At 68.8% G+C, this 19,629-nt stretch carries 15 protein-coding genes; 8 read left to right on the forward strand and 7 right to left on the reverse strand.

Annotated features, from left to right (window positions below):
• Positions 1 to 27: 27 nt before the first annotated feature.
• The 4 genes from HF576_RS11775 to HF576_RS11790 form a co-directional block, all read right to left on the reverse strand.
• Positions 28 to 2,511 (reverse strand): glycoside hydrolase family 38 N-terminal domain-containing protein, encoded by a 2,484-nt coding sequence (locus tag HF576_RS11775; RefSeq protein WP_168913011.1) that lies wholly within the window; start codon positions 2,509 to 2,511, stop codon positions 28 to 30.
• Positions 2,512 to 2,643: 132 nt separating this feature from the next.
• Positions 2,644 to 4,011, reverse strand: a complete 1,368-nt coding sequence (locus HF576_RS11780) for an ABC transporter substrate-binding protein (protein ID WP_168913012.1) — start codon at positions 4,009 to 4,011, stop codon at positions 2,644 to 2,646.
• A gap of 183 nt (positions 4,012 to 4,194) precedes the next feature.
• Complete coding sequence (locus HF576_RS11785) at positions 4,195 to 5,145, reverse strand: carbohydrate ABC transporter permease (protein WP_168913013.1); 951 nt, start codon at positions 5,143 to 5,145, stop codon at positions 4,195 to 4,197.
• On the reverse strand, positions 5,145 to 6,146 hold the full coding sequence (locus HF576_RS11790; RefSeq protein WP_205835181.1) for a carbohydrate ABC transporter permease: 1,002 nt from the start codon (positions 6,144 to 6,146) through the stop codon (positions 5,145 to 5,147). Before HF576_RS11790 ends, HF576_RS11785 begins: the two co-directional genes overlap by 1 nt.
• A gap of 215 nt (positions 6,147 to 6,361) precedes the next feature.
• Here HF576_RS11790 and HF576_RS11795 point away from each other — a divergent pair, with 215 nt between their 5' ends.
• The 4 genes from HF576_RS11795 (at position 6,362) to HF576_RS11810 (ending at position 11,229) form a co-directional block, all read left to right on the forward strand.
• Complete coding sequence (locus tag HF576_RS11795) at positions 6,362 to 7,912, forward strand: FAD-dependent oxidoreductase (RefSeq protein WP_343234254.1); 1,551 nt, start codon at positions 6,362 to 6,364, stop codon at positions 7,910 to 7,912.
• A gap of 39 nt (positions 7,913 to 7,951) precedes the next feature.
• The gene (locus HF576_RS11800) at positions 7,952 to 9,463 is read left to right on the forward strand and encodes an aldehyde dehydrogenase family protein (protein WP_168913014.1); all 1,512 of its coding nucleotides are present in this window, start codon (positions 7,952 to 7,954) and stop codon (positions 9,461 to 9,463) included.
• 38 nt (positions 9,464 to 9,501) lie between these two features.
• Positions 9,502 to 9,939, forward strand: a complete 438-nt coding sequence (locus tag HF576_RS11805; protein ID WP_168913015.1) for a VOC family protein — start codon at positions 9,502 to 9,504, stop codon at positions 9,937 to 9,939.
• Between the two features lie 78 nt (positions 9,940 to 10,017).
• Complete coding sequence (locus tag HF576_RS11810) at positions 10,018 to 11,229, forward strand: MFS transporter (RefSeq protein WP_168913056.1); 1,212 nt, start codon at positions 10,018 to 10,020, stop codon at positions 11,227 to 11,229.
• A 29-nt stretch (positions 11,230 to 11,258) separates the two neighbouring features.
• Here HF576_RS11810 and HF576_RS11815 read toward each other — a convergent pair whose 3' ends face one another.
• Positions 11,259 to 12,305, reverse strand: a complete 1,047-nt coding sequence (locus HF576_RS11815) for a substrate-binding domain-containing protein (protein WP_168913016.1) — start codon at positions 12,303 to 12,305, stop codon at positions 11,259 to 11,261.
• A gap of 185 nt (positions 12,306 to 12,490) precedes the next feature.
• Here HF576_RS11815 and HF576_RS11820 point away from each other — a divergent pair, with 185 nt between their 5' ends.
• The 4 genes from HF576_RS11820 to HF576_RS11835 all read left to right on the forward strand — a co-directional run bounded on the left by HF576_RS11820 (position 12,491) and on the right by HF576_RS11835 (position 17,574).
• Positions 12,491 to 14,122 (forward strand): GH39 family glycosyl hydrolase, encoded by a 1,632-nt coding sequence (locus HF576_RS11820; RefSeq protein WP_168913017.1) that lies wholly within the window; start codon positions 12,491 to 12,493, stop codon positions 14,120 to 14,122.
• Between the two features lie 44 nt (positions 14,123 to 14,166).
• Positions 14,167 to 15,483 (forward strand): extracellular solute-binding protein, encoded by a 1,317-nt coding sequence (locus HF576_RS11825; RefSeq protein ID WP_168913018.1) that lies wholly within the window; start codon positions 14,167 to 14,169, stop codon positions 15,481 to 15,483.
• Between the two features lie 79 nt (positions 15,484 to 15,562).
• Positions 15,563 to 16,648: a carbohydrate ABC transporter permease gene (locus HF576_RS11830; protein ID WP_168913019.1), complete on the forward strand. Its 1,086-nt coding sequence runs from the start codon at positions 15,563 to 15,565 to the stop codon at positions 16,646 to 16,648.
• Positions 16,645 to 17,574, forward strand: a complete 930-nt coding sequence (locus HF576_RS11835) for a carbohydrate ABC transporter permease (RefSeq protein ID WP_168913020.1) — start codon at positions 16,645 to 16,647, stop codon at positions 17,572 to 17,574. Before HF576_RS11830 ends, HF576_RS11835 begins: the two co-directional genes overlap by 4 nt.
• A 90-nt stretch (positions 17,575 to 17,664) precedes the next feature.
• Here HF576_RS11835 and HF576_RS11840 read toward each other — a convergent pair whose 3' ends face one another.
• Both HF576_RS11840 and HF576_RS11845 read right to left on the reverse strand, forming a co-directional pair.
• Positions 17,665 to 18,402, reverse strand: coding sequence for an SDR family NAD(P)-dependent oxidoreductase (locus HF576_RS11840; RefSeq protein ID WP_168913021.1), 738 nt, complete (start codon positions 18,400 to 18,402; stop codon positions 17,665 to 17,667).
• A gap of 139 nt (positions 18,403 to 18,541) precedes the next feature.
• The gene (locus HF576_RS11845; RefSeq protein WP_168913022.1) at positions 18,542 to 19,537 is read right to left on the reverse strand and encodes an ABC transporter substrate-binding protein; all 996 of its coding nucleotides are present in this window, start codon (positions 19,535 to 19,537) and stop codon (positions 18,542 to 18,544) included.
• Positions 19,538 to 19,629 lie beyond the last annotated feature (92 nt).

Genomic DNA, 19,629 nt, shown 5'->3' on the forward strand with positions numbered 1-19,629 from the left:
CGGCCCGCGCTGTCGGTCAGTCCTGCGTCAGCGGGGGTCGAGGATGACGTCGGCGACGCCGGCGGCCGGCACCTCGACCGACCGGGTCTCGTCGCCGTGGGCGATGTGCGCGGTCAGCGCGTCGCCCGAGATGTTGCGCAGGCGCGCACGGACGCCGTCCGGCACCGGTCGCAGCTCGACGAGCACCGCGTCGGCGGGCTCCACCCGCACGGGCGCGCTCGACGGCAGCACCGGGGCGGCCGCCGAGTGACGCGCCTGCAGGGGCTCGAGCAGGTCGCGGCCGTACCGCCGCACGTTCTCGGCGGTCACCGCTGCGACGGGCCGGAACCGGTAGCGGAAGCGGCGGGTCACCTCCTGCCGCGCCGGGAAGTTGGTGAAGTGCAGGTTGTTCATGAGCCAGCTGTGCACATGGCCCCGGGGCGCATCGAGGTCGGCGGCCCATTTGCCGGTCTGGTAGCCGCCCAGCTGCACGAGGGGAGCGTCGCACGATCCCCACAGCATGCCGCGATCGCGCCCGGCGACGCCCACGGCGTGCTGGATCGAGTACCAGTCCTTGCTGGTGTCGGGCAGCTGCTCGCGTTCGGCCGCGAACACCGCGCCCGCCGTCTCGAGCAGGAACTCCGGCTCATCCACCGCGAACGGGAACGACACGAAGACGCTCTCGGGCCCGAACCGCTCGGGCTTCGAGACGTGCACCTCGAGGACGATGTCGGCCGGGTGATCGACGGAGTCATCGGCGATCACGAGCGCCGATGTCACGTGCGGGATGCCGGGCGCCGAGGTCTCCCAGCGGATCTCGGTCAGGCCGCCACCGCGGGCGACGCGCACCGGACCGGTGCCGCCGGCCACGACGCGCTCGAACCGCGGACCGGGGTGGTCGGGATGGAAGAGCTTGGGCGACGTGGTGATCATCGGATGCTGCGACCCTGCCTCCACGACCTCGTCGACCACGGCGCCGAGGGCCGCCTCGGCCGTGGCGTCCACGAGCTCGCGGCCGTCCGTCTCGTCGACGAGCGACACGACGCCGCCGCGCGACGGGTCGACGCTCACCCGATATCGCCCCGCGACGATCGGCCCGGTGACGTCCTCGAACACCAGCGGCTCCGGCAGGGGCACCGCGGCGACGCCGAAGGCCCCGACCTCCGCGATCGCCCGCGCACGGCGGGTGCCGGCGACCTCGACGTCGACGAGCTCGCGGCGGGGCGACTCGGTGGGATTGACCACGACGATCGCTCCGCCGTCCGTCGCACCGGCGGCGACGGCATCCGGATCCTCGCCCTGCGCGTACGCGTAGCGGAACCATCCCTCGATCGCGAGGTCGCGTGCGTGGTCGAAGGCGTCGTAGGCGAAAGCCGACTTGGCGTTGTGGTGGGAGTGGGTGAACGTCGAATGCGGCTTGGAGTACGTCTCCCAGCTGCCCCAGGTGTGCTCGCCGTACAGCAGCAGCTGCTCGTCGACGTGCGCGAGGTCCTCGGCGATCTCGGCGTCCGACCGCAGCCGTACCGGGCCGCGGCGGTAGCCGAGCACGTCGAACCCCGCCTCGTGCTGCGACCCGGCGAGCGCGGCCAGCGACAGCGTGCTCTGTGCTGCCCGCGCGAACGTGCGCGCCTCGCGGTACACCGCGACCTCGCGCGCGGTCGAGCCGTGCCCGTGCGACCACCAGTCCGCCCACTCGCCACGCACCGTGGGCAGTTCGAACCCCTCCGCCTCGGCCTCGAGCTCGTCCAGCGCCTCGTCGATCGTCGCAGTGCGCATCGGCAGTTCCGGATGCCGCGCGTTCCAGTGGCGGACGATGTCGAGGAACAGCGGGGTCGGCCAGCGGTTGTCGTTGCCCGCGTGCACGACCGCCGTGCCCCACGGATGGTCGGCGCGTCGCTCCAGCTCGTCCACGAACTGCGAGATGCGCTCGTCGGCGAGTTCGGCGTCGCCGTCGACGATGCCCCACTCCTCGCCGAAGCCGTAGTGGGTCGACAGCCACACGAAGATGCGCCGGCCCGACGGGCCCTGCCACCAGAAGCCGCTCGGCTGCGTGAAGGGCGCCCGTCCGTGATCGGGATTGAGGGCCATCACGAGACGACTCAGTCCCGCGTCGCGCATCTGATCGACGACTCCCCACGCGATGCCGTTGACGTCGCCATGCTGCTGCGTGCGCACGTCGATGCCCGCGGCGCGGATCTGCGCGAGCTGCTCGTACGCGGCGTCGAACTCGAACGCGCTCGGCAGCTGCGTCATGTTGAGGTATCCGCCGGTGACCGCCAGCGCGCCGGTGCGCGCCAGGTCGGCGAAGCGCTCGACCTGCTCCGGCGTCGCTCGGCGCAGGAAGTTCAGGACCGGACGGGCGACCTCGAAGGTCCAGCGGAAGCCGTCGGCGCCCGTCGTCGGCAGCTCGCCGGCGATCTCGAGCACGCGGTCGACGATGCCGCTGTGCATCCGGTCGATCAGGCGCGGGCTGTTCGTGTAGCCGACGTCGTGGTGGGTGTGGCCGATGAGCAGGATCTGCCGGATGGGCATGGCGAGTGCGTTTCCTTGTGGCTTCGGGTTCTCGGAAGGGTTCTTCAATGTCGAGTCGCCCGGGGCGAGGAAGGGGCGGGCCGACCGAAGTCGACCCGCCCCCGTGTTACCCCCCGGAGCGAGCGCGCCGGCTCAGCCGGCGGTCGCGTTCTCGTACGCCCGCATCGCGGCCTGCTGCGCGTCGGCAAGCGCCTCTTCGGGCGTCTTGTCGCCGAGCAGCGCTGCGGTGACGGCGTTGTTCAGCTCGTTCTGGATGTCCTGACCTGCCGGCGACGAACCGAACGACAGTCCGTACTCGAGCACGTCGTAGTAGGTGCTGATCGTCTGGTCGAAGCCCGCGTTGCCGGACTCCGTGACGTACTGCTCGCGGATCGACTCGTCGGGGCCGGGCGAACCGGTGAACAGGCCGGTGTTGATGCCGCCGTCCTCGGCACGCGTCTCGGCGCGGGCTGCGCCGGCGGCCTCCCACGCGCCTTCGCTCGTGAGCTCGACCATCCACGCGCACGCCGCGGCGGGGTTCTCCGCACCGGCGGGGATCACGAACGCCGTGCCGCCCGACACCGAGAACGGGTTGCCCTCGCTGTCCTTGAACGGCACCGCCTCGATCTGGATCTGGTCGACGTACGGCGAGAGCACGTTCGGGTACCACTGGGCGTTCACCTGCGCGCCGACCTGGTCGGCGACGAACTGGTTGTTGTCGCCGAAGGTGTCGAACGAGTCGGTGAAGCTCTTGACCGCCGCGTAGCCGCCCTGAGCATCGTTGAGTTGCTTCAGCAGCTCGATCCCCGCGATGTTGCTGGGGTCGTCGAGCGTGGGGGCACCGTCGCCGTCGATGAGCTGACCGCCCTGGCCCAGGATCCACAGCGGCGCCTGGCCGGTGGAGACCGGATCGAAGCCGAGCACCGACGGCACGCCGCCGGACTCCTGGTACATCTTCTCGACCGCGCCGAGGAGTGCCTCGGGGTTCGACGTGTCGATCTCCTCGTTCGTCACACCCGCGGCATCCATCACGCGCTTGTTCAGGATGATGGCCGGCGGCTGGTAGAACTGCGGCACCGCCCAGATGCCGTCCTCGTACCGCACGTCGTCCACGACGAACGGGTACCAGTAATCGTCGGGCGTCACGTCCTGCGCCTCGAAGCATGCGTCGAGCGGGATGATGAGGTCCTGCGCCGCGTACTGGGTGACGTACCGGCGGTCCATCTGCACGACGTCGGGCACGTCGCCGCTGGCGATGCGGGTGGTGAACTTCTGTGCGTCGAACGCCGTCGCGTCGAGGTCGACTTCGACATCGCTCAGCTGCTCGGCTGCGTAGTCCAGGCGCGACTGGCCGACGTCGTCGGCATTCTCGAAGCCCCACGCCGACAGGGCGCCCGTGGGCTCGGCCGTGAAGTCGATGTCCCCGCCCGTGCCACCGCCGCCGCCACCGCCGCTGCCGCAACCGGCGAGCACGACGGCTGACGCCGCGATGGCGGCGATTCCGATAATGCGCTTGCGCATCTGTTTCCCTTTCGATCGGGGCGGCTCCCTCGCCGCCGCCGCGTGGCTGGGTCCCGAATGTGGGAACCTTCCCACACGACGGTACCCACTTCGTCCCGGCGGGGCAACGGATGTGCCCTGGTATTTATTGGTTTGTGATGTGTACGTTGTGGAATCGATGTCAGACCGGCAGCGGCATCCGGATCATCCCTTCCGGCCCTGCGTCGCGACGCCCTCGATGAAGTACCGCTGACCGAAGGCGAAGATGATGAGCATCGGCAGAGTGACCAGCAGCGAGGCCACCATCACGTACTGGTAGTCGCCGTGGCCTCCTGCGGTCGGGCTGTACTTGGTCATCGCGTATGCGATGCCCAGTGGTGCCGTGAAGTCGTCGACCGAGCCGGCGTTCAGATAGATCAGCGCGGCCTGCAGGTTGTTCCAGCTCGCCTGGAACTCGAAGAGGAACACGATCACGAACGACGGGATCGACAGCGGCATCGCGATGCGCCAGAACAGTCCCCAGTAGCTCGCGCCGTCCAGACGCGCCGCCTCGAAGAGCTCTTTCGGCAGACCGAGGAAGAACTGGCGCTGCAAGAAGATGTAGAAGGCCGAGCCGAACAGGTTCATGCCCCACAGCGGCACCCACGTGCCGAGGAACCCGGTCTCTTTCCAGATCAGATAGATCGGGATCATGGTGACCGCGCCCGGCAGCATCATCGTGGCCAGCACCAGGCCGAAGAGCAGATTGCGGCCGGGGAACTTGAAGTACGCGAAGCCGAAGGCGACGATCGAGCTCGACACCGCCACCGCCGTCGCGGCGAGCAGCGCGATCGCGACGCTGTTCCACATCCAGCTCAGCAGCGGCAGCTGGTTCCAGACCTCGACGTAGTTCTCGGGCATCCACGTCTTGGGGATGAGCGAGTTGTCGAACACCTCGCCGCGCGGCTTGAGACTGGCCGACAGCAACCAGATGAACGGGTAGAGGAACAGCATCCCGAACCCGATCAGGACGATCGTCAGGATGATGTTGCCGAGGAGCGTCTTGGGCCGCGCGAAGTGACGGCGCCAACGCGAGCGCTTGGGCACCGTGACCGCGACGGTGGCCGCCTCAGGAGTGGGCCGGGTCACGCCCGGAGTCTGCAGCGACGCCGACATCAGCGGTCTCCCTCGTAGTAGACGAAACGGTTGCCGAACTTCACCTGGATGACCGTGATGATCATGATGATGACGAACAGCAGCCAGGCCATGGCGGCGGCGAAGCCGAAGTTGAACTGACGGAAGGCCTGCTGGAACAGATAGATGGCGTAGAAGAGGGATGCCTCTGGCGACGAGTTGCTCTGATCTCGCCAGAACAGCAGGAACGCCTGGTCGAACACCTGGAACGCCGCGATCGAGAGCACGATGACGTTGAAGAACATCGCGCCCGAGATCATGGGCAGCGTGATCGAGAAGAACTTGCGGATCGGGCCCGCGCCGTCGAGCGAGGCGACCTCGTACAGCTCCTGAGGCACGTTCTTGAGCGCCGCGAGGAAGATCACCATGGTGCCGGCGACCGTCCACAGCGTCATGATCACGATGCTGGGCTTCACCCAGGCCGGATCGACGAGCCATTGCGGACCCTGGATGCCGAAGAACCGCAAGAACTGGTTGATGGCACCGGTGTTGCCGTTGAGCAGCAGGAAGAACACCGCCGCGGTCGCCACGGCGGGCGTCATCTTGGGCAGGTAGTACAGCGTGCGCCAGAAGCCGGCGCCGCGCGCGGCGCGGTTGAGGAGCATCGCCAGCACGAGCGCGAAGATGATCTCGAGCGGCACGGCCATCACGACGTAGAACAGCGTGTTCGCCAGCGAGACGCCCACCCGCGGGTCCTCGAAGAGCCGGGCGTAGTTGTCGAAGCCGACGGGCCGCGCGGTGTTGGTGGCGAGGTTGTAGTTGCTGAACGAGATGTACAGGCTGTAGACCATCGCGCCCGCCGTGAAGACGAGGAAGCCGATGATCCAGGGCGAGATGAACAGGTAGCCCGCGATGGCCTCGCGCTTGTTGTAGTGCGTCTTGACCTTCGGGGCACGGCCCTTCTTCCTGCGACCGCGCACACCCTCCTCGGCGCGCCCTTCGAGCGCTTCGACGTAGGCGTCGGGCTGCGACGTCAGGCTCATCTCGGCGCCTCGCTCAGTGCGGGCTGCCAGCCGTTCCTTTTCGTCATCTCACTTCTCCACCTCGAGATGTGGCATCGTTACCACATGCCTGTGACTATACGGCGGGACCTCCGCTCGCCGCAACCGCCCGACTTCGACCACGCGCCGATGCTAGGCACGCGCGTCGCTGCGATCACGGGGGTTGCGCGTCGCGGCGCCTCTGTGCTTCTCCCGGGGTGGGCGTCGTGATCGCGGCGGACGTCGCGGTCTACGCGGCGACCTCGGCAGGCGTGTGCGCGGCCGTCGCCGCGGCCCGCGCCGGCACCCGCGTCGTGCTCGTCGAGCCCGGCCGCCACGTCGGCGGCATGACCAGCGGCGGCCTGGGCTACACCGACGTGGGCGACATCCGCGCGCTCGGCGGCATGGCCGCCGAGTTCCGCGCCGCCGTCGCCGAGCACTACGGCGTGCCGATCGGGCGCTATGCGGGACCGGAGCCCCGCGTGGCGGAGCAGATCTTCCTGCGCTGGCTCGACGAGGCCGGCGTCGCACTCCTCTTCGACGCCCCGCTCGCGGGCGTCGACGTGCGGGACGGGCGGATCACGCGGCTGACGCTTCGCGACCGTTCGGTCGTCGAGGCCGGGGTGTTCGTCGATGCGAGCTACGAGGGGGACCTGCTCGCGGCATCCGGCGTCTCGTATGCCGTGGGACGCGAGTCGCGGGCTCTGTACGGCGAGGAGTTCGCCGGACGGCGCGAGGTCGTGCCGGGACGCCATTCGATGCCGCCGTGGATCTCGCCGTTCCGCGGCGATCCCGCGGGCCTGGAGCCGGGGCCACTGCTCCCGCAGATCAAGCCGGAGCCGATGGCCCAGGTCGGCGAGGGCGACGGCGGCGTGATGTCGTTCGGGTACCGCGTGTGCTTGTCTCGCGCCGCGGACCGCCTCCCGTTCCGCCGGCGCGAAGGCTACGACGACGCGCACTGGGAGCTCGGCCGGCGCATCTTCGCCGACGCGCAACGCCGCGGCGATGTGCATCCCGCCGGGCGGTATCTCGGACTCGAGCCGAACCTGCCCGGGGGCAAGGCCGACGGCAACTCGCTCGGGCCGTTCTCGCTCAGCGTGCTCGACGGCAGTGCATGGGAGTATCCGGATGCCGCTCCTGACCGCCGCGAGCAGCTCCGGCTGCACCACCTGCACCACGCCGAGGACTTCCTGTGGTTCCTCGCCAACGACCCCGCGGTGCCGGCCGACGTGCGACGGGGCATGCAGGAATGGGGACTGCCCGCAGACGAGTTCGCCGACACCGGCCACCTGCCGCACCAGCTGTATGTGCGCGAAGCGCGCCGGATGGTGACGGATGCCGTCATCACGGAGCACGAGCTGCGGTCGGGCGCGGTTCCGCGCGACGTCGTGGCGCTCGGGTCGTACCACCTCGACATCCGCGAGGTGCAGCGGGCGTGGCGCTGGGTCTACGAACATCCGGACCCGATCGCGACGGTGGTCAGCGAGGGGTACCTGTCGGTGCCGGTGCCGATTTACGGCATCGGCTACTCTGCTCTCCTGCCGCGGCGCGAGGAGTGCTCCAACCTGGTCGTCGCGGTGTGCGTCGCGGCATCCCATGTCGCGTTCTCGTCGATCCGCATGGAGCCGCAGTACCAGATGCTCGGTCACGCGGCCGGCGCGGCCGCGGCCCTCGCGGCTCGGGAGGGAGCCGCGGTGCACGACGTCGACGTCGATCTGCTGCAGCAGCGATTGCGTGACGGCGGGGCGGTGCTCGGCATCGCCTTATGATGGGCCACGTCTCAGACCCCGGTTCGGAAGGGGGCCGCAATGGCTTCGGGCGATCTCACCCACCTGCAGGAGGGTGCCGTCATCCCGTTCGGCGGCGACCGCTTCACGACGGTGCCCGCTGAGCTGGCAGAGGCGTTCCGGCCTGGCGATCACCTCCATGTCGTGCAGACGACGGGTGCGCTGCTGCATGTGCCGGCCGCGGTGCGCGACGCCGTCCGCGAGCAGGTCGATGCCGCCGTCGCGGCATTCGAGCAGCTCCGCGCGGCGGGCGCGGAGCCGGTGCACGCCTTCTACGCGGCGTTCGCCGACGCCCTGGCCGACGACGGGACCTGGGCGCGGATCGTCGAGGCGAACGAGGCCGACGTCGAGCGGGCGGAATCGCTCGGCCGCTCGACCACGCGCCTGCGGGTGTCGGACCGCATGCGCGAGGACATGATCGAGGGCCTCCGTGGGTGGGCCGCGCACGTTCTGAACGCTCCCGCCGCCGACGTCGTCTCCCGTGTCGAGCACGACGACTGGGTCGTCGAGACGGTGGCCGCGCCGCTGGGGGTCATCGCGTTCGTCTTCGAAGGCCGGCCCAACGTGTTCGCCGACGCCGCGGGAGTGCTCGCGACCGGCAACACAGCGGTCCTGCGCATCGGCGGGGACGCACTGGCCACCGCCCAGGCGATCCAGGACCACGCACTGCGCCCCGCGCTCGAAGGGTCGGGCCTGCCCGACGGCGCCGTCCGGCTCATCCCCGTGCGCGAGCGCTCGGCCGGCTGGGCGCTCTTCAGCGACGCCCGCCTGGCGCTGGCCGTCGTGCGCGGTTCGGGCACGGCCGTCACCGAGCTCAGCAGCGTCGCACGGCAGAGCGGGATCCCCGTCAGCTCGCACGGCACCGGCGGCGCGTGGCTGATCGCCGACCGCACCGCCGATCCTCAGCGCCTCGCCGGCGTGGTCCGCAACTCGCTCGACCGCAAGGTGTGCAACACGCTCAACGTCGCCGCCGTCGTGCGCGACCGGGCGGCCGAGCTGGTGCCGCTGCTGCTGGCCGCCGCCGATGAGGCCGCGGCGGCGCGGGGCGGCGTCGCCCGCGTCCACGTCGTCGACGGCAGCGAATCATGGATCCCCACCGATGACCTGACGCGCACCATCGAGGTGCGTCGCGCCGAGGGCACCGTCACCGAGCCCCGCGCCACGCTGCTGGACGTCGACCGCATCGGCACCGAGTGGGAGTGGGAGGAGACGCCGGAGCTCAGCCTCGTCGTGGTCGACGACACCGACGAGGCGGTGCAGCTGTTCAACACGTACAGCCCGCAGTTCGTCGCGACGCTCATCTCGGAGGATCCCGACGCGCACGCGCGCTTCCGCGAGAGCGTGAACGCCCCGTTCGTCGGCGACGGATTCACCCGGTGGGCCGACGGTCAGTACGCGCTGCACCAGCCCGAGCTCGGGCTGTCGAACTGGCAGAACGGACGGCTGCTCGGGCGGGCCGGCATCCTCACCGGCGCCGACCTGACCACGCGTCAGACCTTCGCCCACCACGAGAGCGCCGACCAGCACCGCTGAGGGGTCCGCTCGTCGGCGCCCATCGGTAGCATGCAGCCATGGCCATCAAGCTGGAGAACGTCGGCATCGCGGTTCGCGACATCGAAGAGGCGATCGCATTCTTCACCGACCTCGGCCTCACGGTCCTCGGCCGTGACACGGTCAGCGGCGAGTGGGCCGATACCGCCGTCGGGCTCGACGGCAACCATGCCAAGATCGCCGTGCTGCAGACGCCGGGCGGTCAGGGTCAGCTCGAGTTCTTCGAGTACATCCACCCGGAGGCGATCGAGACGGAGCCCACCCGTCCCAACGACATCGGCATGCATCGCGTCGCGTTCTCGGTCGATGACATCGACGAGGCGCTGGCGATCGCCGCGCGGCATGGCTGCTACCCGCTCCGCGGCGTCGCCACGTACGAGGACGTGTACAAGCTCACGTACCTCCGCGGCCCGAGCGGCATCCTGGTGATGCTCGCCCAGTCGCTGCAGACGGACTGAGGAGCCGTCATCTCCAGGACCAGCGACGCGCCCTCGCTGCCGAGTCCGCGTCGCGTGCAGGGCACGTACTACACGCTGATGCTGGGCAACACCCTCGCCGCGTCGTTCATCTGGGGAATCAACACGCTCTTCCTGCTCGATGCCGGACTCTCGAACCTCGAGGCATTCGCGGCGAACGCTTTCTTCACGGTGGGGATGCTTCTCTTCGAGATTCCGACGGGCGTGGTGGCCGACACGGTCGGCCGCCGAGCGTCATACCTGCTCGGAACGGTCACGCTCGCGGTGACGACCGTCCTCTACTGGCTGCTCTGGGTCTGGCATTCGCCGTTCTGGGCCTGGGCCCTCGTCTCGGTGCTGCTCGGGCTGGGCTTCACATTCTTTTCGGGCGCCGTGGACGCCTGGCTCGTCGACGCGTTGAACGCGACCGGCTACGAGGGCAGCCTCGAGACGGTCTTCGGCCGCGCGCAGATCGTGGGCGGCATCGCGATGCTCTCCGGGTCGGTGCTCGGCGGCGTCATCGCACAAGTGACGGACCTCGGCGTGCCGTTCCTCGTGCGCGGCGCCATCCTGCTGCTGATGTTCATCGTCGCTGCACTGCTCATGCGGGACGTGGGCTTCGAGCCGGATCGGAGCGAAGGCCCCCTCCGGGCGACTCGCACCGTCCTGCGCGCTTCGGTCCGCTACGGTCTGGGGGATCCGCCGGTGCGCTGGCTCATGCTGACCGGCCCCTTCACGGCGGGCGTCGGAATGTACGTCTTCTATGCATTGCAGCCCTACCTGCTGGAGCTCTGGGGCGACACGGAGGCCTACTCGGTCGCCGGGCTCGCCGCCGCCCTCCTGTCGGGCGCTGCGATCCTCGGCGGTGCGCTCGCTCCACGTGTCCGCAAGCTCTTCCGACGGCGCACCTCGGCGATCCTGCTCGCAACGGTGTCGAGTGCTCTGGTACTGGTCGGTCTCGGGCTGGTGCGCGATTTCTGGTTCGCCGTCGTGCTGGTGGCGATCTGGGGCATCGCATCGGCGATCGATGACCCCGTGCACCGTGCTTATCTCAACGACATGATCCCGTCGAAGCAGCGCGCCACGGTGCTCTCGTTCGACTCGCTGATGGGCTCGGGCGGCGGGGCCGTCTTCCAGCCGGTCCTGGGGAGAGTCGCGGATGTCGGGGGCTACGGCGCCTCCATGATCTGGAGCGGGGCGATTTCAGCGTTGGCGGTGCCGCTCATCCTGCTGAGCCGAGGGCAGCACCCGCCGGCCGACACCGCCCGCGAGGTGACCGCCACCGACGCCTAGACCCGGACGGGCTGCGATCGGTGGTCGGATCAGTGACCGCCTGCTGCCGGCGCCGTACTCTCACGCACCGTCAGGGACGTCGCCAGTTCGACGTGACGGGACGAGGGATGCCGCCCCTCAGCCATCACGACAATCGTCTGGACCGCCATGGCGCCCATGCCCTCGAGGTGCTGGTGGACGGTGGTCAGGGGCGGCGTGGTCCACGCCGCCTGCGGCGTGTCGTCGAAGCCGGTGACGCTCAGTTGCTCCGGGACGCGGATGCCGAGTTCGTGCGCCGTCGCGAGCACACCGACGGCGATCTCGTCGTCACCCGCCATGATGGCGGTCGGCGGCCGGGTGGACATGAGGAGGTCGCGCGCGTGCTTCGCGCCTGAAGCGACAGCGAACTGGTCGGCGCGGATGAGCGCCGGATCGACCGCGATGCCGGCGGCGTCGAGAGCCGCCTGGTATCCATAGAGCCGGTCACGCGCGGCATCCGACGCCTCGGGGCCGCCGATCCATGCGATGCGGTCGTGACCCAGTTCGATCAGATGCTCCGTCGCGGTGCGTGCCCCGGCCCAGTTGCTCGAGCCGACGCTCACCATGCGGGAGTGGTGCGTGTCGACGGGGTCCACGATGACGAAGGGCAGGTCGGCATTGCTCGCCGCTTCGATCAGCGCGTCGGGCGCGGACAGCGTCAGGCCGATGATGCCGACGACACCCGACTCCTGCTGCTCGGCGACCCATCTGCGCGCCACGGCGCGCTGCGTGCGCGACGCCCGAGCAGGGGCGAGCCGTGTCAGAAGGTCGATCCGGGTCTCGGTCGTCGCCGCGAGCACCCCCTGCAGCACGCCGAGGATGTACGGCGAGGCGGGGATGTCGAACACGACGGCGATCGCGCGGCGCGCCGACTCGGGCGACGCGACGGTGGTCGGTCGGTAGTCGAGTTCGGTGACGGCAGCCAGGACGCGCTCACGCGTCTCGGCAGAGATGTCGTCACGCCCGTTGAGGGCCTTGGAGACAGTGCCTCGCGACACTCCAACCGCCGCAGCCACATCCGCGAGCGTTGCGCGACGTGGCGTGCGCTCACCGACCACAGCGTTTCTCCGGTCGAATTAGTTTCGAAATAGCAAACCTCACTCCACGCCGATTCGGGCGTCTTGCCGACAGATGTTGACATGGTACGCCGCTGTACCTAGCATGATGACACGATACGCGTTGCGAAACATTTTCGCAAGCATCGATCCCGAATCTCTTCCGCTGTGACCAAAGGAGGTCGTCTGTGTCCGTCGCGACATCGCCCGCGCTCATGATCGACGGCCGGTCGCCCACCGACGCGCCGTTGCACCATGTGTGGAGCGTGTGCGTCGGGGCCGGCCGGGCCAACGAGGCGCTCCGTGCGGACTGGCAGAGCCACTTCCGCGAAGCGGTCACGACGTTCGGTGCACGATACGTGCGATTCCACGGCCTCTTCCACGACGACATGTTCGTCTACCGCGCATCGAACGGCGGCGGCTTCGGTCCGCCGACTCCCCTCGCCAAACCGGTGTACACCTTCGCGTACGTCGACAAGGTCTTCGACGCGATCCTCGACACGGGGGCTCGCCCCTTCGTCGAGCTGGGATTCATGCCGCGCGAGCTCGCAACGCAGACCGAGACCCTCTTCTGGTGGAAGGCGCACTGCAGCCCGCCGAACGACATGAACGCGTGGGTCGACCTCGTCACGGCGACCGTTCAGCACTGGATGGAGCGCTACGGCCGCGAGGAGGTGCGCACGTGGCCGTTCGAAGTGTGGAACGAGCCGAATCTCGTGCCTCATTTCTGGACCGGTACCCGCACGCAGTACTTCGAGCTGTACGAGGCGACCGCCCGCGCGCTGAAGGCGATCGACCCCGGCCTCAAGGTCGGCGGCCCCTCGTCATCGGTCTTCGTCCCCGACTCCCGCTACGACGGCGAGTACCACGACAGGTCCGTCGAGGCTGCGACGGCCGAAGCGCCCGACCCCGCGCTCCTGCCCTGGAAGCCGGTGTGGATCCACGAGCTCATCGCCTACTGCGCGGAGCGCGATCTCCCGATCGACTTCTTCTCGACGCACCTCTACCCCACCGACTACGCCTTCGACACCCAAGGAGTCGGCCGGTCGATCAGCCGGGACCGGGATGCGACGCGCAACGACCTCGAACAGATGCGACAGATCATCGCGGCATCCCCCTATCCGGATGCTGATCTGCACATCACCGAGTGGTCGACGTCACCCTCGAGCCGGGATCGGATGCACGACACCGTGTACGCCGCCACCTACATCACGCGGGCGTTCCTGCAGGCTCACACACTCGCCGACTCCATCTCGTACTGGGCCTTCACAGATGTCTTCGAAGAGGGCGGGGGCGGCATCGGGCCGTTCCACGGCGGGTTCGGCTTCGTCAACGAGCAGGGCATCCACAAGCCGACCTTCCACGCGATGACGATGCTCCACCGGCTCGGCGACCGCATCGCCCTCCAGACCGAGCACGGCATCATCACGCGCACGACCGACGATGCGATCGCCGCCCTCTTCTTCAACTACCCCGACTCGATGGGCTCGCGGTCCGTCGGCGATGCCACCAGCTACGCACAGACGCGCCGGCTCGCGGGCGAGGGGCCCGCTCGCCGCATCAGCCACTCCGTCTCGGGGCTCATCCCCGGCGACATCTACGCCGTCGAGATCCTCGACCTCGACCACGGAAACGTGGCCGAGTCGTGGCACCAGCTCGGCGAGCCTCTCAACCTCTCTCGGCAGCAGGTCGCGGATCTCAAGAGGATCGCCGACGACCTCGACTCGAGCACGCTCACGGTGAACGACGACGGCGTGCTCGCGATCGACATCACCCTGGCGCCCTGGGCCGTCATGTCGATCTCACGAGCGATTCCCTGACCCAGCTGTTCCGCGTACGACGACGTCACGAAAGGACCCACATCATGAGATTCAGCAAGCGAGCCGCCGCCGTCGCGGCCACCGCAACGCTCACGACTCTCGCCCTCGCCTCCTGCAGCGGAGGCGGCGGGGGTGGCGGAGGCGGCGAAGAGGCCACCGACGAGAACAAGCCCGAGAAGCTGACCGTCGCGGCGTGGATGGACTTCCCGCCCGAGCTTCTGGCGTCCTTCGAGGAGGAGTACGGCATCGAGGTCGTGGTGAACTCCTTCCCCGACGGCGCGTCTGCCCAGACCGTCCTGCGCAACGGTCTCTCATCCGAAGGAGCGGGGCTGTCGGACGTCCATCTCGTCGAGCTCGACTGGTGGACCGAGATGATGGCCGTCCCCGAGGACTGGGTGGAGCTGCCCGAGATCCCCGACCGCTGGGTGGACTGGAAGGTCACGCAGGGCTCCGTCGACGGCGTGATCACCGGATACGGCACCGACATCGGCCCTCTCGGCATCGCTTTCAATCAGGACATGACGGGGACCGCAGGCGTCGCCGCCGATCCCGAGTCCTTCGGTGAGTTCATCGGAGGGGATGCCGCGACGTGGGAGTCGTTCCTCGACGCCGGCCGCGAATACGTGGCCGTCTCGGACAACTTCTTCATCGACTCGCTCTCCAGCGCCTTCCAGGCCGCGATCAACCTGCTGCCGGACGCCTTCGAGGATCCCGAGTCGGGCAAGCCGTACAACCTGGCCGACAACGCGGCCATCGAAGAGCTCTTCATGACCTTCGCCGAGGCGGCCGAGGACGGCATCTCCGCCGGCATCCCCATCGGGCATGCTGACTGGGGAGCCGGGTTCCAGAACCGCCAGTGGGCGACCGTCGTGACGCCGGCCTGGATGGCCGGCATCATCGCAGAGAACGCCGACGGGATCCCGGGCTGGCGCGTCTCGAGCACGTTCCCGGACGGCGGCGGCAACTGGGGCGGATCGTTCTTCGCGGTGCCGTCGACGGGCGAGAACACCGGATGGGCGGTCGAGCTGGCCGACTACCTGACCTCACCGGATGCCGCGGTCCAGTGGTTCCACACGACGGGTCAGTTCCCGTCCCAGCTGGAGGCCATCGAGAACCCCGACATCGCCGAGACCGAGAACGAGTTCTTCGGCGGCCAGCGGCTCGGTCAGATCTACGGCGACCTCGCGGCGGCTGCCGGAGACGCCGCGGCGGGCGGATACCGCGGCGAGAACTTCGCGGGCATCCAGACGCTCGTGACCGACGGCATCCGGCTCGTCGAATCGGGCAGTGCCACGCCTCAAGAGGCGTGGGACTCGGTGGTGAGCGACTTCGAAGCGCTCGGATTCGACACCGCAGGCTGATTCCCCCGGCGGTCCGGCTCATCGCTGAGCCGGACCGCCGACCTGACGCACCAGACCAGAACCACGGAAGGCTCGAACGATGGCAGTCACTTCAGCGATGCCCCGCACCGTGAGGCGGGTGGGATGGGGGCAGCGGCTCTCGCGCTGGGACTTCAAGCTCTCGCCGTACCTGTACGTCTCGCCGTTCTTCCTGCTGTTCGCGGTCTTCGGCGCGTTCCCGCTCTTCTTCAACATCGTCGTCGCGCTGCATGACTGGCATCGCCGTTCCGGGATGGGCGAATTCGTCGGTCTCGACAACTTCGCCTGGGTGCTGCGGCAGCCGCTGTTCTGGCGCTCGCTCGAGAACACCATCTCGATCTTCCTGCTCGGCGGCATCCCGCAGCTCATCCTCGCTCTGCTGATCGCGGCCATCCTCGACCAGAACCTGCGCGCCCGCACCTTCTGGCGCATGAGCGTGCTCATCCCCTTCGTCGTCATGCCCGTGGCGACGTCGATGATCTTCGGTCAGGTCTTCGGCCAGTTCGGCATCCTGGTGCCGAACCTCCACGCCCTGGGCCTGTTCACCGAAAGCAGTTCGCCGTTCTTCCAGGACAGGCTGCTGTCGCACATCGCGATCGGCTCGATGGTCGTCTTCCGGTGGACGGGCTACAACGCGCTGATCCTCCTCGCGGCCATGCAGGCTGTCCCGCGAGACCTCTACGAGGCTGCGACGGTCGACGGTGCGAGCCGCTTCCGCCAGTTCTTCTCGGTCACGATCCCGGGCATCCGTCCGACGCTGATCTTCGTCATCCTCACAATGACCATCGGCGGTCTCGAGATCTTCGACGAGGCGCGACTGTTCGACGGCGGCGGGACGGGCGGCGGCTCGGGGGGCGCCGACAACCAGTGGACCACCGTGATGCTGTACCTCTTCAACCTGGGCTTCGGGGAGTGGCAGGACCGGCTCGGCCAGGCCGCGGCGGTGGGCTGGATCTTCGCGTTCATCATCCTCGTGATCTCGCTGCTCAACTTCCTGCTCACGCGGTCGATCTCGTCGTCGGGCGCCCCACGCGACCGCGGCCGCCGGTTGCGGCGTCCGCGTCCGCCGCGCCGTCCGGAACCGACCCTCGTGGGCTCGACGCCGGCCGCCGTCGCCGAAAACACGATGGAAGGAGTCCTTCGATGAGCACGGCCTTCATCGAGAACACCGCCGGCCGCGGAGCCGCGCGGTATGCGAAGAAGCGGGCGGCCCGGGGCCGACCGATCGCGTCGCACAACCCGTCGGCGCGCCGGCCGGGCTGGGTCACGTACGGCTTCCTCACCGTCGTCATCGTGCTGTCGGTGTTCCCGCTGTACGCGGCCGCTATGTACGGATCGTCGACGACCACCGAGATCACGAGATCGGTGGGAAGCCTCCCCCGGTGGCTGCCGACCGCCACGCTGTGGGAGAACTTCGGCGAGGTCTTCGCCGCCGAGCAGTTCAGCATCTGGCTGGCGTTCGCGAACTCGCTGCTGGTCGCGGTGACCGTGAGCGCGTCGGTGGTCCTCTTCTCGACGCTCGCGGGCTTCAGCTTCTCGAAGCTGCGCTTCCCGGGCCGTCGCGCGCTGTACGTCGCGGTCCTCGCGACGCTCATCATCCCCGCGCAGGTCGGGACGATTCCGCTGTTCGTCATGATGAACGAGTTCGGGTGGATCGATTCCCTGCTCGCGCTCATCGTCCCCGGTCTCGTGGGAGCTTTCGGCGTCTTCTGGATGACCCAGTACCTCGAAGAGGCGCTTCCCTACGAACTCATCGAGGCCGCGCGCGTCGATGGCGCGTCGATGCTGCGCACATTCTGGTCGATCGCGTTGCCCGCCGCTCGCCCCGCGGCGGCGACGCTCGCTCTCTTCACGTTCATCGGCTCGTGGAACAGCTTCTTCTGGCCGTCGGTCGTCATGCGGTCACAGCTCACCATGCCGCTCGTCGTCCCCCAGCTGCGTGGGGCGTTCACGTCCGACACCGGACTCGTGATGGCGGGCGTCTTCCTGGTGGCAGCGCCGCTGCTCGTCGTGCTGATCCTCGCCGGCAAGCAGCTGGTGTCGGGTGTCATGGCCGGCGCCGTCAAGGGCTGACGACACCCACCACCTTCGTTCACGCACGTGCGGCGCGCATCATCCAGGGGTGACGCGCGCCGCACGACGGTCAGTCGATGACGGATGCCGTCACCACGGCACGGGACCGGAGTCGTCGATGAAGGTGCCCGACGGGGCGTCGTCGGGCAGCATGGCCGCGGTCAGCACGATGCGCGCGGCGTCATCGGCTGTCGTCGGAGCATGCTCGCGGTTGCCGGGGGCGAGGTCGGTCTGCACCCATCCGGGACACACCGACGTCACCTTGAGCTTGGTGCCGGCGAGCTTCTTGGACAGTCCGATCGTGATGCTGTTCACCGCAGCCTTCGAGGCCTGGTAGGCGGGGACGACGGTCGAGTAGAACGGTGAGTCCACGTTCTGCTGGTCGTTCAGGGAGCCCATCGTCGATGACACGTTGACGATGCGCCCTGCGTCACTCTGCATCAGCAGCGGCAGGAAGCCCTCGGTCGTCGCGGCGACTCCGAAGACGTTGGTCTCGAACGTGGTGCGGAACGCGTCGACGTCGACGAAGTGGTGGTCACTCGAAGAGGTGGCCTCGGGCAGGACTCCGGCGTTGTTCACCAGGACGTCGAGCCGGCCGTGGCGCGCGGCGACGGTCGCTGCGGCCGCCGCGATGCTCTCCGTGGAGGTGACGTCCATGGCGAGCGCCTCCGCCCGCAATCCTTGCCCGACGAGGCCGTCAGCCGCGGTGCGCACGGCGTTCAGGTCCCGACCGGCGATGATCACGGTCGCTCCGGACTGGGCGAGGGCCGTGGCTGTCGCCAGCCCGAGTCCGCGGTTGCCGCCGGTGATCAATGCGATGGTGCTCATGAATCCAGGTGTCCTCTCTGCCGGGTGCAGGGCCCGGGAAGCGATCCGATGCTTCGATCCTGAGGCCGGAGGACGATCGGTGCTGGCGGGAATCGGCCGGCGCGCGAGCGCCGGGTCCGATTCCCGCCAGGGGTTGGACTCAGTCGAGCGGGTCGACCCCGAAGTGCTCCGCGAGTTCGGTGATCACCGCGTGCGCACCCTGGATCGAGACCGACGAGACGAACGTGCCGTCGTCGACGGCGACGACCTCGCCGGTCAGGCGCTCCCACAGCGGGTTCGACTCGAACTGCGCGCGCTGTGCGCGGGAGGCGTCGCCCTCGGCCCCGTCCGGCTCCCACGAGCTGACCAGGACGATCGAGGCATCCGCCTGCAGGATGTTCTCCGCCGACAGCGGCACGAAGATCGTCTCGGTGGTGTCGGGAGCATCCGCCGGCCGCGGCAGACCCATGTCGGTCATGATCTCGCCGATGAACGAGTTGCTCGAGTACAGCCGGGCGGTGTCCTCGCCGGCGAAGCGCACGAGCGAGTACGTGGTCTCGGGGTCCTGCGCGAGGATCTGCTCGCCGACGGCGGCCGCACGTTCTTCGTACTCGCTCACCGCGGCTTCGGCTTCGTCCTCGAGCCCCAGCGCCGTGCCCAGCAGCACGACGTTCTCCTTCCACGTCGGCCCGGTGCTCTCCGAGAACACGGTCGGCGCGATCTTCGACAGCTGCGGGTAGAGGGCCTCCTGCCGCACCTTCGCCGAGATGATCAGGTCGGGCTCGAGCTCGAGGATCTTCTCCAGGTCGGGCTCGGCGATGGTGCCGACATTCACCGCGTCGGCGGTCTCATCGCTCACGTCGCCGAGGTACGGCGCGAACGGGTTCTCGGGGTCCTGCCGGTACTCGGCGTAGCCGACGAGTTCGGCGCCGAGCAGCAGCGTCGCGTCGACGTAGCTCGGGTCCAGCGCGACCACCCTGATGGGACGCTCCGGGATGGTCGTCTCCCCCATCGCGTGCTCGATCGTGAGCGGGAATCCGCTGTCGGAGGAGGCTTCAGGGGCGGCCTCGTCGGCAGAGGTGGACTGGCAGGCGGCCAGGCCGAGCACGAGGGCGCCGGCGGTGATCACCGACAGGACGGAGCGGAGTGAAGGCATGGGAGTGGCAGGTGCTTTCTCGTCACGGTTAGGATGGAATGTCGCACGCAGGAAGCTAAGGCTTACCTAAGTTGGCACCCCCGAATCTAGCA

The sequence above is a fragment of the Microbacterium salsuginis genome (assembly GCF_012524205.1).
GTDB classification, from domain to species: domain Bacteria; phylum Actinomycetota; class Actinomycetes; order Actinomycetales; family Microbacteriaceae; genus Microbacterium; species Microbacterium salsuginis.

What these genes read in the sequence shown, in the direction of transcription:
- HF576_RS11845 (WP_168913022.1), bottom strand. Translation starts at nt 19,537, where the DNA reads ATGCCTTCACTCCGCTCCGTCCTGTCGGTGATCACCGCCGGCGCCCTC.
- HF576_RS11810 (WP_168913056.1), top strand. Translation starts at nt 10,018, where the DNA reads ATGCTGGGCAACACCCTCGCCGCGTCGTTCATCTGGGGAATCAACACG.
- HF576_RS11805 (WP_168913015.1), top strand. Translation starts at nt 9,502, where the DNA reads ATGGCCATCAAGCTGGAGAACGTCGGCATCGCGGTTCGCGACATCGAA.
- HF576_RS11830 (WP_168913019.1), top strand. Translation starts at nt 15,563, where the DNA reads ATGGCAGTCACTTCAGCGATGCCCCGCACCGTGAGGCGGGTGGGATGG.
- HF576_RS11790 (WP_205835181.1), bottom strand. Translation starts at nt 6,146, where the DNA reads ATGAGCCTGACGTCGCAGCCCGACGCCTACGTCGAAGCGCTCGAAGGG.
- HF576_RS11775 (WP_168913011.1), bottom strand. Translation starts at nt 2,511, where the DNA reads ATGCCCATCCGGCAGATCCTGCTCATCGGCCACACCCACCACGACGTC.
- HF576_RS11800 (WP_168913014.1), top strand. Translation starts at nt 7,952, where the DNA reads ATGGCTTCGGGCGATCTCACCCACCTGCAGGAGGGTGCCGTCATCCCG.
- HF576_RS11840 (WP_168913021.1), bottom strand. Translation starts at nt 18,402, where the DNA reads ATGAGCACCATCGCATTGATCACCGGCGGCAACCGCGGACTCGGGCTG.
- HF576_RS11835 (WP_168913020.1), top strand. Translation starts at nt 16,645, where the DNA reads ATGAGCACGGCCTTCATCGAGAACACCGCCGGCCGCGGAGCCGCGCGG.
- HF576_RS11780 (WP_168913012.1), bottom strand. Translation starts at nt 4,011, where the DNA reads ATGCGCAAGCGCATTATCGGAATCGCCGCCATCGCGGCGTCAGCCGTC.
- HF576_RS11825 (WP_168913018.1), top strand. Translation starts at nt 14,167, where the DNA reads ATGAGATTCAGCAAGCGAGCCGCCGCCGTCGCGGCCACCGCAACGCTC.
- HF576_RS11785 (WP_168913013.1), bottom strand. Translation starts at nt 5,145, where the DNA reads ATGTCGGCGTCGCTGCAGACTCCGGGCGTGACCCGGCCCACTCCTGAG.